9 protein-coding genes and 1 pseudogene are annotated in these 15,774 nt (G+C 73.4%); 5 read left to right on the forward strand and 5 right to left on the reverse strand.

Translation table 11 applies throughout. From position 1 onward, the window contains the following. The first annotated feature begins 26 nt into the window (after nt 1–26). Entirely contained in the window at nt 27–692 is a 666-nt protein-coding gene (locus tag E0500_RS18370) for a hypothetical protein (protein WP_131559707.1), read from the forward strand. Continuing rightward, on the forward strand, nt 664–1,578 hold the full coding sequence (locus E0500_RS18375; RefSeq protein ID WP_131559705.1) for an inositol monophosphatase: 915 nt from the start codon (nt 664–666) through the stop codon (nt 1,576–1,578). The genes E0500_RS18370 and E0500_RS18375 overlap by 29 nt, the downstream gene beginning before the upstream one ends. Nucleotides 1,579–1,584: 6 nt before the next feature. Here E0500_RS18375 and E0500_RS18380 read toward each other — a convergent pair whose 3' ends face one another. Next, nucleotides 1,585–2,919 carry an SLC13 family permease gene (locus tag E0500_RS18380; protein ID WP_309505093.1) on the reverse strand — a complete coding sequence of 445 codons (1,335 nt, stop codon included), beginning with the start codon at nt 2,917–2,919 and terminating at the stop codon, nt 1,585–1,587. Nucleotides 2,920–3,080: 161 nt separating this feature from the next. Here E0500_RS18380 and E0500_RS18385 point away from each other — a divergent pair, with 161 nt between their 5' ends. Continuing rightward, complete coding sequence (locus E0500_RS18385; protein WP_131559701.1) at nt 3,081–9,026, forward strand: TIR domain-containing protein; 5,946 nt, start codon at nt 3,081–3,083, stop codon at nt 9,024–9,026. Nucleotides 9,027–9,089: 63 nt separating this feature from the next. Here E0500_RS18385 and E0500_RS18390 read toward each other — a convergent pair whose 3' ends face one another. The 3 genes and pseudogenes from E0500_RS18390 to E0500_RS18400 all read right to left on the reverse strand — a co-directional run bounded on the left by E0500_RS18390 (nt 9,090) and on the right by E0500_RS18400 (nt 12,244). After that, complete coding sequence (locus E0500_RS18390) at nt 9,090–10,238, reverse strand: serine hydrolase (RefSeq protein WP_131559699.1); 1,149 nt, start codon at nt 10,236–10,238, stop codon at nt 9,090–9,092. Between the two features lie 129 nt (nt 10,239–10,367). Further along, a complete protein-coding gene (locus tag E0500_RS18395; protein WP_131559697.1) occupies nt 10,368–11,051 on the reverse strand; it encodes a glycerophosphodiester phosphodiesterase in 684 nt (227 codons plus the stop codon). A 55-nt stretch (nt 11,052–11,106) separates the two neighbouring features. Beyond that, nucleotides 11,107–12,244: pseudogene (locus E0500_RS18400) on the reverse strand (adenosine deaminase). Between the two features lie 726 nt (nt 12,245–12,970). Between E0500_RS18400 and E0500_RS18405 the strand changes: the two are divergent. Next, the gene (locus tag E0500_RS18405) at nt 12,971–13,423 is read left to right on the forward strand and encodes a DUF4190 domain-containing protein (RefSeq protein ID WP_181587041.1); all 453 of its coding nucleotides are present in this window, start codon (nt 12,971–12,973) and stop codon (nt 13,421–13,423) included. 32 nt (nt 13,424–13,455) lie between these two features. Here the strand turns inward: E0500_RS18405 and E0500_RS18410 are convergent, their stop codons facing one another. Next, nucleotides 13,456–14,007, reverse strand: a complete 552-nt coding sequence (locus tag E0500_RS18410; protein ID WP_131572160.1) for an NADAR family protein — start codon at nt 14,005–14,007, stop codon at nt 13,456–13,458. A 201-nt stretch (nt 14,008–14,208) separates the two neighbouring features. Between E0500_RS18410 and E0500_RS18415 the strand changes: the two genes are divergently transcribed. After that, a complete protein-coding gene (locus E0500_RS18415; protein WP_131572159.1) occupies nt 14,209–15,747 on the forward strand; it encodes a gamma-aminobutyraldehyde dehydrogenase in 1,539 nt (512 codons plus the stop codon). Nucleotides 15,748–15,774 lie beyond the last annotated feature (27 nt).

Here is a 15,774-nt window from a genome sequence, read left to right on the forward strand (position 1 = left end):
GCCGTGTTTCGGCCAAGGGGGGAACGATGGACTACCGGGCCCTGGAACGGGCCAGCCGACAAGAGGCCGCAGCCGAGCTGTTGCGGCACGCCACAACGGAACTGGAGCAGATCGTTTCGGGCCACCGTGCCCTGCGCGCGGTGCGCCATCCACTGGGCTTCATCTGCCTGCCGGTCCTCCGCGACGGTCCCCGGGGTGTCTGCGTCCATGTCTTCGGGGGCATGCCACAACCGGAGCCGACCGTCCCTCAGGTGCACTCGCACAGCTGGGACTTGACGAGCACCGTGCTGTACGGGCGGCTCGGCAACCGGCGCATGCGCGTCCACGACGAGCCCGCGCAGCCCACCCACCGGGTGTTCGAGGTGCACAGCGATCCGTCGGGGGTCGACGACCTGCGGCCGACCGAGCGGCTGGTGCGCTGTCTGCCCGGCGCCGAACAGACGACCGCGCGAGGGCAGACCTACTCCCTTCCGGCGGGTGAATTCCACACCAGCGTGCTGCCGGGCGGCCGTCCGGCCGCCACCTTGGTACTGGGACGCACCCTGCCCGGCAGGGCGGACCTGTCCCTCGGCCCGTTGTCGGCCCCCGGCCACCGCATGGTCCGCAGGACGTGCGACGCGGCCCAGACCGCCCGGATCGCCCAAGCCGCCCTCAGGAGGATCCATGAGCCCGAACCGGAATCCCTTTCCTGACCCGTCGGCCGGTGACCCGTCGGCCGGCTTCGCCTCCGAGTGCCGTACGGCAGTGGCCGCGGCCGAGGAGGCCGGGGCGTTGCTGCGGTCCCGGTTCCCGGACGGCTTCGCCGCCCGCCCGAAGGGCGAACACGGCGACGTCGTCACCGATCTGGACCTGATGGCCGAACGCCTCGTCGTGGACCGCATCCGGGAGCGCTTCCCGCACGACCGGATCCTCGCCGAGGAGTCCGGGGAACTGCGCGGCGACGGCGGCGGCCGCACCTGGCTGGTCGATCCCCTCGACGGCAGCAACAACGTGGTGATCGGGCTGCCCGCCTACGTGGTCGGCATCGCCCTGTGCGTCGACGAGGCACCGGTGGTGGGCGTCGTGCACGATCCGGTGACCGGACGCACCTGGTCGGCGCTGCACGGCGGCGGCGCGCACGGGCCACGCGGTCGGCTCGCCGGCGTCGCGGGCGTCCGCCCGCTCTCGTCGGCGGGACCGTTGCTCGCCTGGACCCAGGGCCACGCGGTCGGCCGCGACGACCCTACGGCCCGCGCCCTGAGGCACACCCTGGAGAACCGGTCCAGACGGCTGCTCCAGCTGTGGGCGCCGCTGCTGACCTGGGCCATGCTGGCCCGCGGGGACATCGACGGGTTCGTGGGCTACCGGGCGGAGGCGATCGATCTGCCGGCCGGGGCGCTGCTGGCCCGCGAGGCGGGAGTGGCCGTCCGGCACCTGGACGGCCGTGAGTTCGGCGGCGGCTTCACCGGACCCGACACCGAGCGCTCGTTCGTGGCGGGGCGGCCGGAGGTGCTGCCGCATCTGCTGGAGCTGGTGGCGATGTCCGGGGCCGTCGGGCGTGGCGGGCCTTCGCACGTGCCGCGCCGCTCCGTTCCGTAACCCCGCCTACGAGGTCAGCGTCAGTGCCGCCACCGATGCCAGCACCGCGGCGACGGCCAGCACCGTACCCGTTCCCATCAGCCGCGCGACCGGCACCCGCACCCCGTACGCATGGCACCGCTCGTACCACAGCAGCGTCGCCAGCGAGGCCCACGGCGTCACCACCGGCCCCACGTTGGTGCCGATGAGGAGCGCGAGCAGCTGGTCGTGGTTGCCCACCGGGACGGCCGCCTCCCCGGCCAGGTAGACGGGGAGGTTGTTCAGTACGTTCGACAGGCCCCCGCCGACCGCGGCCGCCCGGAACAGGCCCAAGAGGCCGCCGTCATGGCCGACCGCCGAGGCCAGCAGGTCGTGCAGCCCGTTGACGTTGACCGTCTCCACCACCAGGAACATCCCGGGCACCATCACCAGCAGCCGCCACGGGACCAGCGACAGCCGCAGCGCCGAGCGGCGGCGCACCGCGAAGGCCGCCACGGCGACGGCCGCAGCCGTGGCGGACGCCACCCACAGCTCCACGTCGGCCAGGATCGCGATCAGGAAGCCGGCGCAGGCGAGCCCGCAGGCCCGGAACAGCACCGGGTCGGCGGGCCGGTGCACCTCGGGCGGCCGGTAGCGGTCGGTGTTCCCCGCGCCCCGTACGTCTCCCGCGTCTCCCGCGTTTCCCGCTCGTACGGCGTCCGCGCGGGCCGCACCGGGGTCCGCGACCGGGGCGCCGGGCTCCGGCAGGGCCGGCAGGGCTCGCTCGATCCCGGTGTCGGCCCCGGCTCCGTCACGCTTTCCGCGCCGCCAGTAGAACAGCCACAGGCAGACCATGGTCACCGCGATGGCCGCCAGCTGCGGAGCCCACATCCGGGAGGCCAGGCCCAGCGGGGACAGCGCGACCCGGTCCGCGGCCAGCAGGTTCGTCAGATTGGAGACCGGCAGCAGCAGGCTCGCCGTGTTGGCCAGCCACACCGTGGTCATCGCCAGCGGCACCGCGGCGATGCCGACCCGCGAGGCGAGCGCCAGCATCACCGGGGTCAGCAGCACGGCGGTGGTGTCCAGGTTCAGGGCGATCGTGGTGACGGAGGCGAAGGCCACACAGAGCAGGAACAGGGCCGCGTAGCTGCCCCGCCCGGCTCGGGCGACGCGCGCCGCCACCACGTCGAACACCTCGGCCTCGCTGGTCAGCTCGGCCAGCACGATCACCGTGCCCAGGAACGCCAGCAGCGGGGCGATCCGCGTCATCGCGTCGCCCGCCGACGCGGTGGGCAGCAACCCCGTGGCCAGGCACAGCAGCCCGACCACCAGCAGGCCGATCGCCACCCGGTCCAGCACATGCAGACGCAGAAAGACACGCACGGTGGGAAGGGTCGCACATCTGCGCCCAGCTGTGACCAGGGGCTGTTTTTGAGCCGCTTTCCCGGCCGGGCCTTTCAGCCACAGGAGTCGGCACGGGAGTCGCCACATGAGTCGTCGTGAAAACGGTTCATACCGAGGCTCTCTCATTGCATCATGAATGTATGGGGCGGCAGATCACCACGGGGGAAACCGGACCATTGGACTTCTTCGTCAGCTACTCTCCGGCCGACGAACGCTGGGCGTCCTGGATCGCATGGACGCTGGAGGAGGCCGGATACCGCACGGTCCTCCAGGCCTGGGACTTCGTTCCGGGCACCAACTTCGTCGATTTCATGGACCGCGGGGTCAGCGAGTCCGCGGCCGTGATCGCCGTACTGTCCCGCAACTACGAGCGCTCCCGGTACGGCCGGATGGAGTGGCAGGCCGCGTTACGCGCCGACCCCGACGCCCCGGAGCGACGGCTCCTCACCGTACGCGTCGAGGACATTCCGGTGGAGGGCCTGCTGGCCACCATCACCTACGTCGACCTGGTCCCCGTCACCGACCCGTCGGCCGCCCGGGAACTGCTCCTCACCCGGGTCCGCCAGGCCCTCGACGGCCGGGCCCGGCCCAGCCTGAGTCCCGGCTACCCGGGCGGGAACGGCCTCCCTGCGTCCGCGCCCGCGTCTCCGCCGGAGCCGGCCGCTCCGCCGGCGCCCGCCCGGCCGCTCGGAGGCCTCGGCTGGGCCGGCCGGCGCAGGCCCGCGGCACCGCCGTCGTACCCGCTGACCCGGGGGGACGTCCAGGCGCGCGAGGCGGTCACCGTGCTCCACCTGGCCGGGCCCGCCTTCGGCCGCGGGCAGGACCCCGCCGAGTTGCAGGCGGCGATCTGGGGCGACCTCGTCGAACTCACCGACGCCGGTGCCCCCGCCCCCGACCTGCTGGTGGTCACCGGCGACCTGACGGCCTCCGGCAGCCCGCGGGAGTTCGAGCAGGCGCTGGCCTTCCTCACCGGCCTGCGGGCGCTGCTCGGCCTCGAACCGCACCGGGTCGCCCTCGTGCCCGGCGGCCGGGACGTCAACCAGGCCGCCTGCCGGGCCTACTTCAGCACCTGCGAGGCCGACGAGATGCCGCCCCGGCCGCCGTACTGGCCCAAGTGGCGGCACTTCGCCCGGCTCTTCCAGGAGCTCTACCAGGGCCTCGACGCCGTCTTCGACAGCGACCAGCCGTGGACGCTCTTCCCCGTGCCCGAACTGCACACCGTCGTCGCGGGCCTGAACTCCTCGATGGCCTACAGCCACCGCCTCGACGACCAGTACGGCCTGGTCGGCCCCGAGCAGGCTGCCTGGTTCGCCCAGGCGCTGCGCCCGTACGAGGACGAGGGGTGGCTGCGGATCGGCGTCCTGCGCCATCCGCCCGGCACCGCCCGGACCGTTGCGGCCCGCGCCGGAGCCCCGGACGGCGCCGGCCCGCTGCGCGACACCGACGTGCTGACCCGGCTGACCGCTCCCCGGCTGCACCTGCTGCTGCACGGCCCGAGCGGCCCCGGTGCGCAGCCGGTCCTCGCCACCGGGTCCGGTGAGGTGCAGGTGCTCGGCGCCGCCGGGCCGGGCCGGCACCGGTTGCTCCGCATCAGCCGTGACGGCCTGACGAGTTGGCAGGACCAGGGCCATGGGCAGGGCCAGGACCAGGGGCAGGACCAGGGGCCGCAGCGTCGCCCGGTCGAGTGGCGGCGCGCCCACCGCGCGTTCGGCCCCGACCCGGACGAGCCCGCGGCCGCCGTGGGCCCGGGAAGCGCCACGACGGACACCGCCGGGAACCCGGCCGGCCCGAACGGCGGCGGTGGCGCGGCGGAGCCGGAGCTCCGCGCCGTGCAGTCCCCGGCCGAGGCGCTGCTCGCACGGGTCGCGGAGGTCTGCCGCACCCGGCACGAGGGCGCCCAGATCCGCCCGGTGGCCGGACCGGTGCCCCAACTGCTCGTCACCTGGACCCAGTCGGGCTTCGTCCGGCAGCAGCGGGTGGCCGTGCACACCGGCACCCCCACCGCACAGGACGTCGAGCGTTTCGTCGCCCTTGTGCACGCCGCGGACTCCGAGACCGAGGCCGAACTCGTCCACGACGGCCCGCCGCCCGCCCGCGACCTGCGCGACCTGGCCCGCCGCAGGGGTGTACGAGTACGCAGCTTCACCGAGTTCCAGGGCCTGCTCGACCTGCGCGGCTACGTCGGCGCACAGAGCGAGCGGCTGCGCACCGACCCCCGCTACCCCCCGGACATGTACCTGCCGCAGCGCTACCGGGAGGTGGAACGCCTCGGCGCCGAGGACCGCGACGGACTGGTCGACGACATGCTCCGGCTGCTCGACTCCGACCAGGGCCGCTTCCTGCTGCTGCTCGGCGACTTCGGGCACGGCAAGACCTTCGCGCTGCGCGAGCTGGCCCGCCGTGTCCCGGCCGAACTGCCGCACCTGGTCCCGCTGCTCGTGGAACTGAACGCGCTGGACCGCGCCTACTCCTTCGAGGGACTGGTCGCCGCCCACCTCGCCGCCCACGGCGTCGACAACATCGACCTGCGAGCCTTCCGCTACATGCTCCAGCAGGGCCGGATCGTGCTGCTCTTCGACGGCTTCGACGAACTGGTCACCCAGGTCAGCTACGACCGCGCCGCCGAACGCCTCCAGGTGCTGCTGGACTCCGCCGTGGACAACGCCAAGATCGTGGTCAGCAGCCGCACCCAGCACTTCCGCTCCCAGGGGCAGGTGCTGACCGCGCTCGGCGAACGCGTCGGCCTGCTCCCGCAGCGCCGGGTGCTGGCCGTCCAGGAGTTCACCCCCCAGCAGATCCGCGCCTACCTGGTCAACCGCTACGACGGCGACGAACGCGCCGCCGACCGCCGCGTACGGCTCCTCGACGCCATCCCCGATCTGCTGGCCCTGTGCCGCAACCCGCGGCTGCTCGGCTTCGTCGCCGACCTCGACGACGACCAGCTGCGCGCCGTCGCCGGAGCCGGCCGCGCGCTCAGCCCCGCCGGGCTCTACCAGGAGGTGCTCACCGCCTGGCTGCGCTTCGAAGCGCACCGCGGCACCGGCGGCCCGGGCCGGGCGCCCGGACTCAGCCTGGACCAGCTGTGGAACGCGGTCACCGCGCTCGCCCTGCGGCTGTGGGAGAGCGGCCAGGACTCGCTGCGGCTCGACGAGCTCACCGACGTCGCCGAGACCCTGACCGGACTCGCCGACAGCCGGCTGTCCGTGCCGCAGGCCGCGCACGCCGTCGGCTCCGGGAGCCTGCTGGTCCGCAGCGAGGACGGCGTGTTCCGGTTCATCCACGGCTCGGTGGTGGAGTGGCTGATCGCCCGGGAGTGCGCCCGGCGGCTGGCCGCCGGCGACACCACACTGCTGGCACGCCGCCAACTGAGCCGGCTGGCCGTCGAGTTCCTGTGCGACCTCGCCGACCACCGGGTCTGCCAGGAGTGGGCCGAGGGCGCGCTGAGCACCGCCGCGGGGGACGATCCGGAGCTGACCGTGCGGGGCGGGGAGACCGCCCGCGCCAACGCCGTGAAGATCCTCACCCGGCTCCGGGTCCCCTCCCACACCGACCTGCGCGGCGCCGCCCTGGCCGGGGAGGACCTCTCCTACCGCGACTTCTCCGGCGTGGACCTCACCCGCGCCGACCTCACCGACGCCCGGCTCGTCGGCGCCAACCTCTCCGGCGCCGTACTGCGCCATGCCCGGCTCACCGGGGCGTGGCTCGACGGCGCCGACCTGACCGGTGCCGATCTGCGCGGCGCGGATCTGCGGCGGGCCCGGCTGATCCGGACCGACCTGACCGGCGCCCAGGTGGAGGGCGGCCGGTGGCGGCGGGCGGCACTCGTCTCGGCGACCACCGGGCCCGGCCTGCCGGACACCCCCGAACTGGCCGCCGCCGCGATCGCCCCCGGCATGGCCGTCGACTCCGGCTTCCGGCCCTCCGCGGTCGGTGTGCCGTACGGCTTCGACATGCGCACCAGCCGGCTGCCCGAGCCCATCTCGTACAGTCCCGACGGCGAACTCCTCGCCGTGGGCAGCGAGGACGGCGGAGTGCTGGTGTGCGACGCCGTCACCGGCACCGCCCTGCGCACCCTGCAGGGTCACACCGGCCGGGTCTACGCGGTCAAGTTCCGTGAGCGGGTGCTGGCCACGGGCAGCGCCGACGGCACGGTACGCCTGTGGGACCCGGTCTCCGGACGGTGCCGGCACGGCTTGCGGATCCACCCCGGCGGAGTCTGGCCGGTCGTCCTCGACGCCGACGGCTCGCTGCTGGCCACCGGCGACGCCGACGGCGTGGTCACCCTGTGGGACACCGCCTCCGGCATGCCGCTGCACCGGCTGCCGGGCCACGCGGCCCCCGTCTACACGGTGGCCTTCGGACCGGACGGCACCACCCTCGTCACCGGGGACGCCTCCGCCACCGTACGGCTGTGGGACATCACCACCGGACGGCCGCTCGGTGAACTGCCGGGCCACCGGGGCGCGGTGTTCCGGGCCCGGTTCAGTCCCGACGGCCGCCTGCTCGCCACCGGAGACATGGGCGACGGGCAGGGGGCCGGCACGGTCCGGGTGTGGGACGTCATCGAGCGGCGGGTGCTGCACGAGTTCACCGGCCACCCGGGCCGTGTCTACACCCTGGACTTCCACCCCGGCGGCAGGTTCCTGGTGAGCGGCGACACCGAAGGGGACGTACGGCTGTGGGACCTGGCCGCGGGCGGCCCAGCCGGGCTGCTCGGCGGCTGCCGCGGCGCCGTGTACCAGGTGCTGTTCGACCCCGACGGGACGCTCCTCGCCGCCGGGGACAGCGCCGGAGTGGTCCGGCTGTGGCGGATCGACCCGGAGGCCGACCCGGTGTCCGGTGGCTCGCCCGTCGCCGTGCCGCTGAGCCGGCAGCCCTCGGAACACCGCGGCTCGGTCTGGGTGTGCAAGTTCCGTCCGGGCGCCGACGCGCCCGCCCTGGAGTCCGGCTCGCTGCTGGTGACCGGCGGCAACGACGGCGTCGTACGGATCTGGGACCCGGCCACCGGCCAGGGCAGACGCATCCTGCGCGGCCACGGACGGCGCATCGGCACCGTGTCGTTCAGCGCCGACGGTTCGATGCTGGCGGCCGGCGGCAACGACGGCGTCGTCGGCGTGTGGCACGCCACCTCCGGGCGGCGGCTGCGCGAGCTCACCGGCCAGGGCGACCGCCTGGTCTCGGCGGTGTTCAGCCCCGGCGGCACGCTGCTGGGCACCGCGAGCAGCGACGGCGACATGTACCTGTGGAACGCGGCCACCGGCGAGTACCAGCGCGAGATGGACGTCGAGACGGACCACGTGTGGGCGGAGGCGTTCAGCCCCGACGGCGAACTGCTGGCCACCGCCAACGACGACGACACGGTACGCCTGTGGTACCGGGCCACCGGCGCACACGTCACCACCATCGGCGAGCACTTCGGCCGGGTCCGCTCGATCGCCTTCCGCTCCGACGGGGCGGTCCTGGCCACCGGCTGCGACGACCGCAAGGTGCGGATCTGGGACATGGCCGACCGCCGGATCACCGCCGTCCTCGACGGACACACCGACCGGGTGTACGCCGTGGCGTTCGCGCCCGACGGGTCCTGGCTGGCCAGCGCCTCCTGGGACGGGCACGCCGTGATCTGGCAGGACGGCGCGGCCGTGCACCGGCTGACCGGCCACACCGGCAAGCTGTGGACGGCCGCGGCCCACCCCATGCGCCCCCTGCTGGCGACGGCCGGCGACGACCGGACCGTACGCCTGTGGGACGCGCACACCGGCCGTGAGACCGCCGCCCTGACCGGCCACACCGGCCGGGTGCTGGCGGTGGCCTTCAGCCCCGACGGCTCCCTGCTGGCCAGCGGCGGCGAAGACGGCACGGTACGGCTCTGGAACGTCCCCGCCGACGCCCCCGCCACCCTGCGCGCGACCCTGGTCGGGATGCCCGGCGGCTGGGCCGCGCTGTCGCCGTCCGGCGGCTACAAGTACGAGGGCGACGTCACGGGCGAGTTCTGGCACGTGCTCGGCATGTGCCGCTTCGAACCCGGCGAACTCGACGGCAATCTGCCGGGCGTGCGGCACATACCGCTGGAGGAGCCGCTGGGGTGAGGGCCCGCTAGGGCCTGTCGTCAAATTCGCGTCGTGGGGCAGACGGGAATTTGACGACAGGCCCTAGCCGAGCGCGGCCTGGATGATCCGGGCCGCCACCGGGTTCATGTCCTCGGACTTGGCGTCGGTGGCGTTGACCGAGTACACGAGGGTGAGGGAGAGGTCGCGGGTCGCGGCAATGACCGTGTTGTAGCCAGGACGAGCGCCCGACTTGGCCCACACCTGGCGGTTGTCGGGCAGCTTCTCCCGTTTCAGTCCCGCGCTCATGGTCGCTCCAGGGATGTCCGGCACGGTGAACATCTCCTCCAACTGCGGCTCGGGCACGACCTTTCCGCGGAACAGCGCGACCAGGAACCGCTCCAGGTCCGCCGTGGTCGAGATCATGTCGCCCGCCGCCCACCGGTCGGACACGTTCCACTCCGTGGCGTCGACCAGGCGTCCGTCCGCGAGGAGCTGGTAGCCGCGGTTGTGCGGCCCGTGGATACGGGGGTCCGGGCCGCCGGGGAAGGAGGTGTCCCGCATGCCGACCGGCTTCAGCACGCGCACGTACGCCTGGTGCTCGTACGAGTCGCCCGTGACCCGCTCGATCAGCATGCCGAGAACGGTGTAGTCGATGTTCTGGTACTTCTGCCGGTCCCCGGGGTCGAAGGCGGGCCCCTGAGCCACCGACGAGGCCACGACCTCCTCCGGGGTCAGGGTGACGTAGCGGTTGTCGTAGCCCTCGCCGTCGACCGGGCCGAGGTCCTTGCCCGGCTTCAGCCCGCTCGTGAAGGTCAGCAGGTGCCGTACGGTGACGGGCTTCGTGAAGGCGTCGGTGAGGAGACCGGGGAGGTAGGTCCGCACGTCCTCGTCAAGGTCCACGCGCCCCTCGGCGGCAAGCTGCAGCACCATCGCCGCGGTCACCACCTTGGTCGTGGAGCCCGCACGGAAGCGTCCGTTCTCCAGGGCGGGGCGGTTCGTCGTCAGGTCGCGGACCCCGGCGCTGCCCCGCCAGGTGCCGCCGGTGCCGCCGACCCGGACGAGCGCGGCCGTCGCGTCGTCGTCCGGCAGCTCGGAGATCGCGTCGCAGAGCGCCGTGTGGTTCGGGCCCGTGGTGTCGCAGCGCGCCGGCGGTCGGGGCAATGGGGAGGCGGCGGCCACCGCGGGGCCGGCCGCCAAGCCCAGGGCGAGGACGGAGGCGAGGGCGACGGCTGGGCGCGTACGAGGGGGCATCGGCAACTCCCGGGAAGGGGGCGGGTGTTGCCGCTGATCATGCTGTGGGATGTGCCTCTCGCGGATCGTCACCGAGGAGGGCGTGGTCCCCGGAGTCGGTCCCGGGGCTGCCCCTAGGGGACCGGCCGCCTACGTCCCGCGCAGTGCGCACAACATGTCGATGCGGTTCGTCGTGATCGAGTCGACTCCCGCGTCCAGCAGCCGACGCATCGAGCGGCGGGTGTCGGGGGTCCACACCGACAGCAGATAGCCGTCCCGGTGCACGCGGGCGGCGAGCTCCCGGGTCACCAGCCCGAAGCGGTAGTTGAGCCAGCGAGGGCGGATGGCGTCGAGGAGTGCCGGGCGTGGTGGGGCGAGTGTCGTCCAGGTCAGGGCGATCTCGGCGGAGGGGGCGGCGGCGCGCACGGCGAGCATCGTGTCGGCGCCCGCGCAGTAGTAGACCCGCTCCTCGGCCCCGCACTCCCGGACGACGTCCACGATCCGCCGTACCGCCCGGGGGTCGGCCGCGCCTGGAAGGTCGATCATCAGCCGGGTGTCCCCGGCGGTGTGCAGAGCGTCCGCCAGCGTCGGCACGCCGCCGCCGGTGAGCCCGCGCACCTCCGCCGAGGACAGCGAGGCCAGCGGCCGGTCCTGCTCCCACAGCCGTTTCAGGGTCGCGTCGTGCAGCAGGACGGGCATGCCGTCCCGGGTCAGCCGTACGTCGATCTCCACCGCGTCCGCGCCCGCCTGGAGCGCGGAGCGCAGGGAGGCGATCGTGTTCTCGCGGGCACGGTAGGGGTGGCCGCGATGGGCCACGGCGGTCACGGTGCGCATGGGCTCCATTGTGCTGGCCCGGGGGCCCCGGCAGCAGTGCCGGAGCCCGGGGATCTCAGGGAGTGAGCCAGGCGGAGGTGTACGTGTCGATCTCGGCCGCGATCCGCGCCTTGCCCGCCTCGTCCAGGAAGGACGCCTCCACCGCGTTCTTGGCGAGGGCGGCCAGCCCCTGCTCGTCGAGGTCGAGGAGGCGGGCGGCGACGGCGTACTCGCTGTTGAGGTCCGTGCCGAACATCGGCGGGTCGTCGGAGTTGATGGTGACCAGGACCCCGGCCCGCACGAACTCCTTGATCGGGTGTTCGTCGAGCGTGCGGACCGCGCGGGTGGCGATGTTGGAGGTCGGGCAGACCTCCAGGGCGATGCGCCGCTCGGCGAGGTGGGCGAGGAGCTTCGGGTCCTTCGCGGCGCTGGTGCCGTGCCCGATGCGCTCCGCGCGCAGCTCGGTCAGGGCGTCCCAGATCGTCTGGGGGCCGGTGGTCTCGCCGGCGTGCGGTACGGAGCGCAGTCCGGCGGCGATGGCCTGGTCGAAGTAGGGCTTGAACTGCGGCCGCGGTACGCCGATCTCGGGCCCCCCGAGCCCGAACGAGACCAGGCCCTCCGGGCGCAGCCCGTCGGTCGTGGCCAGCCGGGTCGTCTCCTCGGCGGAGGTCAGGCCCGCCTCTCCGGGGATGTCGAAGCACCAGCGCAGTACGGTCCCGAAGTCGGCCTCGGCCGACTTGCGGGCGTCCTCGATCGCGTCCATGAAGGCGCGCGCGTCGATACCGCGGCTGGTGGAGGAGTACGGCGTGATGGTCAGCTCGGCGTAGCGCACCTGCTGCCGGGCCATGTCCCGGGCGACCTCGTACGTGAGCAGCCGGACGTCCTCGGGGGTGCGGATGAGGTCCACCACGGACAGGTACACGTCGATGAAGTGGGCGAAGTCCGTGAACGTGAAGTAGTCCGCGAGGGCCTCGGGGTCGGTGGGGACCTTGGAGTCGGGGTGCCGGGCGGCCAGTTCCGAGACGATGCGCGGGGAGGCGGAGCCGACGTGGTGCACGTGCAGTTCGGCCTTCGGGAGACCGGCGATGAAGGCGTGCAGATCGCGGGCGGCGGCGCCGACGGCGCCGGTGGGGCCCTGCGGTACGGCGTGGCGGTCGGTCAAGGTTCCTCCCCGGGAACGGCGCCCCAGGACCGTGGTCGGGGACGCGGGTGATCGGCTGATCGGTGACTCAGGGATCATCGTAGGCGGCGGCCCGTGCGCGACAGACGTGGGCCGTAGCATGACGGAACGTACGACAGAGGGGATCCCGCGCATGTCCGACGAGGCGCGCACGCCGCAGATGCCGGACACCCCCGGCCAGGACCCCTGGGCTGCCCCGGAGAACCGTCCCCTGGCCGGACCTCTGCCTCCGGAGAACGCGGCGCCGGCTTCTCCCGCCGCGCCTGGCACCGGTTCCGCGCCTGGGACCGGTCCTGCTCCTGGCACCGGTCCCGGTCCCGGCACCGGTCCCGCTCCCGAGCCGCAGGACGCCGTCCCGGCGCCCGGGGTCCGGCTCGACAAGCCGCCCGCCCCCGCGCCGAACCCGTGGGCGCCGCCCGCGGACACCGTGTCGTCGGCGAGCACGCCCCCGGTACCGCCCTCCGCGCACGACCCGCAGACGTACACGTATGGCCCCCGGCGGGCTCCCGATACCGCCGGCCTCCGGCAATCCGGCGGCCCCGTACCCCCATCCCAGCCCCAGCCACAACCCGCACTCCCACCCTCAGCCCCAACCCCAGTCGTGGGCCGACCCCTTCGCCCCGCCCCCGCCGCACGCCTCCTTCCCGCCGCCGACGGCCCCCGCGCCCGTCGCGCCGCCCGCGGCCAACGACCCCTTCGCACCACCGGGTCCCGGCGAACCCGTCCCCCCGCCCCCATCGGCCCCGACGGTCCGGGACACGTGCCGTACGGATACCTCCAGTACCCGGGTCAGCCGGCCTACCAGGGCCACCCGGGCCACGGTCACCAGTTCGCCCCGCACCACGGTGCCCCGGGCTACGGCTGGTCCGGGATGCCGCTCGCGCCGAGTAACGGAATGGGGATCGCCTCGCTCACCCTGGGGATCATCGCGGCGGTCGGGTTCTGTATGTGGCCGTTGTCCATCGTGCTGGGCGTGCTGGGCGTGATCTTCGGTGTGATCGGCCGCGCCAAGGCGGGCCGGGGCGAGGCGACGAATCCTGGGCAGGCCCTGGCCGGGATCATCTGCGGGGCGGCCGGCATCGTCCTGGGCGCGCTCGTGTTCGTCCTCATCGTCGCGGTCTCGGACGACAGCGCCGACGGCGCCCCCGTCGACGCCGGCTACTCCGCCGCCCCGGCCGCCACCACGTCACTTGTGGTGCGCCACACCGGCTGAGACGAATGATCTGACTGGCTGAGACGAATGATCTAGGCGAGCCGCTCACGCGCCTCCATCAGCGCGAAGCCCAGCAGGTTCGGCCCCCGCCACCGCTCGGGATCCGCGGCCCGCTTGTCGTCCGCGGCCAGTCCGATGCCCCACACCCGGTCCAGCGGGCTGGCCTCCACCAGCACCCGGTCACCCGTACCCAGCAGGAACTCCCGCAGGTCCGCGTGCGCGGCGAACTTGTGGACGCTGCCCTCGACGACGATCCCGAACCGCTCCCGCTCCCATATGGACTCGTCGAAGCCGCGCACCAGCCGCCCGGCCTTCTTCGCGACCGCGGGGCTCGTGGCCGAGACGGCCATCTGCTCCGCCTCCGCGTCACCGAACAGCCGGGCCTTCGACGCCATCATCCAGTGCTCCGCCGTCGCGTACTCCACCCCGTCCACCGTGAACGGCGACGGCCACCACTGGCTCAGGCAGCTCGCGCCGATCCGGCCGTCGGGCCGCGGCCGGTGCCCCCAGAAGTGCAGGTACTTGACTCTCGCCCCCGCACGGACCTCCCTGACCAGGGTGTCCAAAGAATCGATCTTCCCCATGCCGACGAGTCTGGCACGCACCACTGACAGTCCGTCCCCTGATTTTCGTGCCTGGTCGGCGCCCGGTCGACAGATTCCGTCGCGTAACCAAAAGGCAACAACGGAATCCCTTGTTGAGGTTTTGTCGCTCTGTCAGGATCGGCACTCAAATCGAGCTTGAGCCACGCCGGCCCTCGGACAGGGGACACGGAGGAGAGCCATATGCACAGCCCGGGCACCGCCACCCCCCACCGTTTCCCGGCCCAGGACCGTTTCCCGGACGGCGCGCAGTTCATCGCGGGCCGCCCACGGAGGGGCACCTCCGGCCGTACCCACGCCGTCGTCGACCCGGCCACCGGCGCGGAGGTGTACACGTACGAGCTCGCCGGCACCGAGGACGTGGACGCAGCCGTCGCCGCGGCCCGCGAGGCCTTCCCGGGCTGGGCCGCCGCCACTCCCGGCGAGCGTTCCGACGCGCTGCACCGCTTCGCCGCCGTCCTCGCCGACCGCGCCGAGGACTTCGCACGCGCCGAGTCGCTCCAGTGCGGGAAGCCGCTGAAGCTGAGCCGTGAGTTCGACGTCCCGGGGACCATCGACAACACCGCCTTCTTCGCGGGGGCCGCCCGGCAGTTGCAGGGGCAGTCCGCGGGCGAGTACTCCGGCGACCACACCTCGTACGTACGCCGTGAGCCCATCGGCGTGGTCGGCTCCATCGCGCCCTGGAACTACCCCCTCCAGATGGCCGCCTGGAAGATCCTCCCGGCGATCGCCGCGGGCAACACGATCGTCCTGAAGCCCGCCGAGCTCACCCCGTTGACCTCGCTCCTCTTCGCCGAGGCCGCCACCGACGCGGGCATCCCGCCCGGCGTGGTCAACATCGTCGCCGGCACCGGCAAGGAGGCCGGCGAGCACCTCGTCGCGCACCCGGACGTGGCCATGACCTCGTTCACCGGGTCCACTGCCGTCGGCAGGCGTGTCGCCGGGATCGCCACGGCGACCGTCAAGCGGATCCACCTGGAACTCGGCGGCAAGGCGCCCTTCGTGGTCTTCGACGACGCCGATCTCGAAGCAGCCGTGCACGGCGCCGTCGCGGGCGCGCTCATCAACACCGGGCAGGACTGCACGGCCGCCACGCGCGCGTACGTGCAACGGCCCCTCTACGAGGAGTTCGTCGCGCGGACCGCCGCCCTGATGGAGACCGTCCGGCTCGGCGACCCGTTCGCGCCGGGCACGGACATCGGGCCGCTCATCTCGCACAGCCACCGCGACCGGGTGGCGGGTTTCGTCGACCGGGCGCGTGCCCACGCGCGCGTGGTGACCGGTGGAGAGGCTCCCCGGGGAGACCTCAAGAACGGTGCCTACTACCGGCCCACGGTCATCGCCGACGCCGCCCAGGACAGCGAGATCGTCCAGTCCGAGATCTTCGGGCCCGTCCTCGTCGTCCTGCCCTTCGACACCGACGACGAGGGCATCCGGCTCGCCAACGACACCCCGTACGGCCTCGCCGCCTCCGCCTGGAGCCGGGACGTCTACCGGGCGAACCGCGCCACCCGCGAGATCAGGGCGGGCTGCGTCTGGATCAACGACCACATTCCGATCATCAGCGAGATGCCCCACGGCGGGTATCGGGCGTCCGGCTTCGGCAAGGACATGTCCGTGTACTCATTCGAGGAGTACACGCAGATCAAGCACGTCATGTTCGACAACACGGCGGTCGCCAGGAAGGCCTGGCACCGGACGATCTTCGGGGAGCGGCGGTAGGGGGACGCCACCTGCCGCCGACCACGG

The sequence above is a fragment of the Streptomyces sp. KM273126 genome (assembly GCF_004337435.2).
GTDB classification, from domain to species: Bacteria; Actinomycetota; Actinomycetes; order Streptomycetales; family Streptomycetaceae; genus Streptomyces; species Streptomyces acidicola.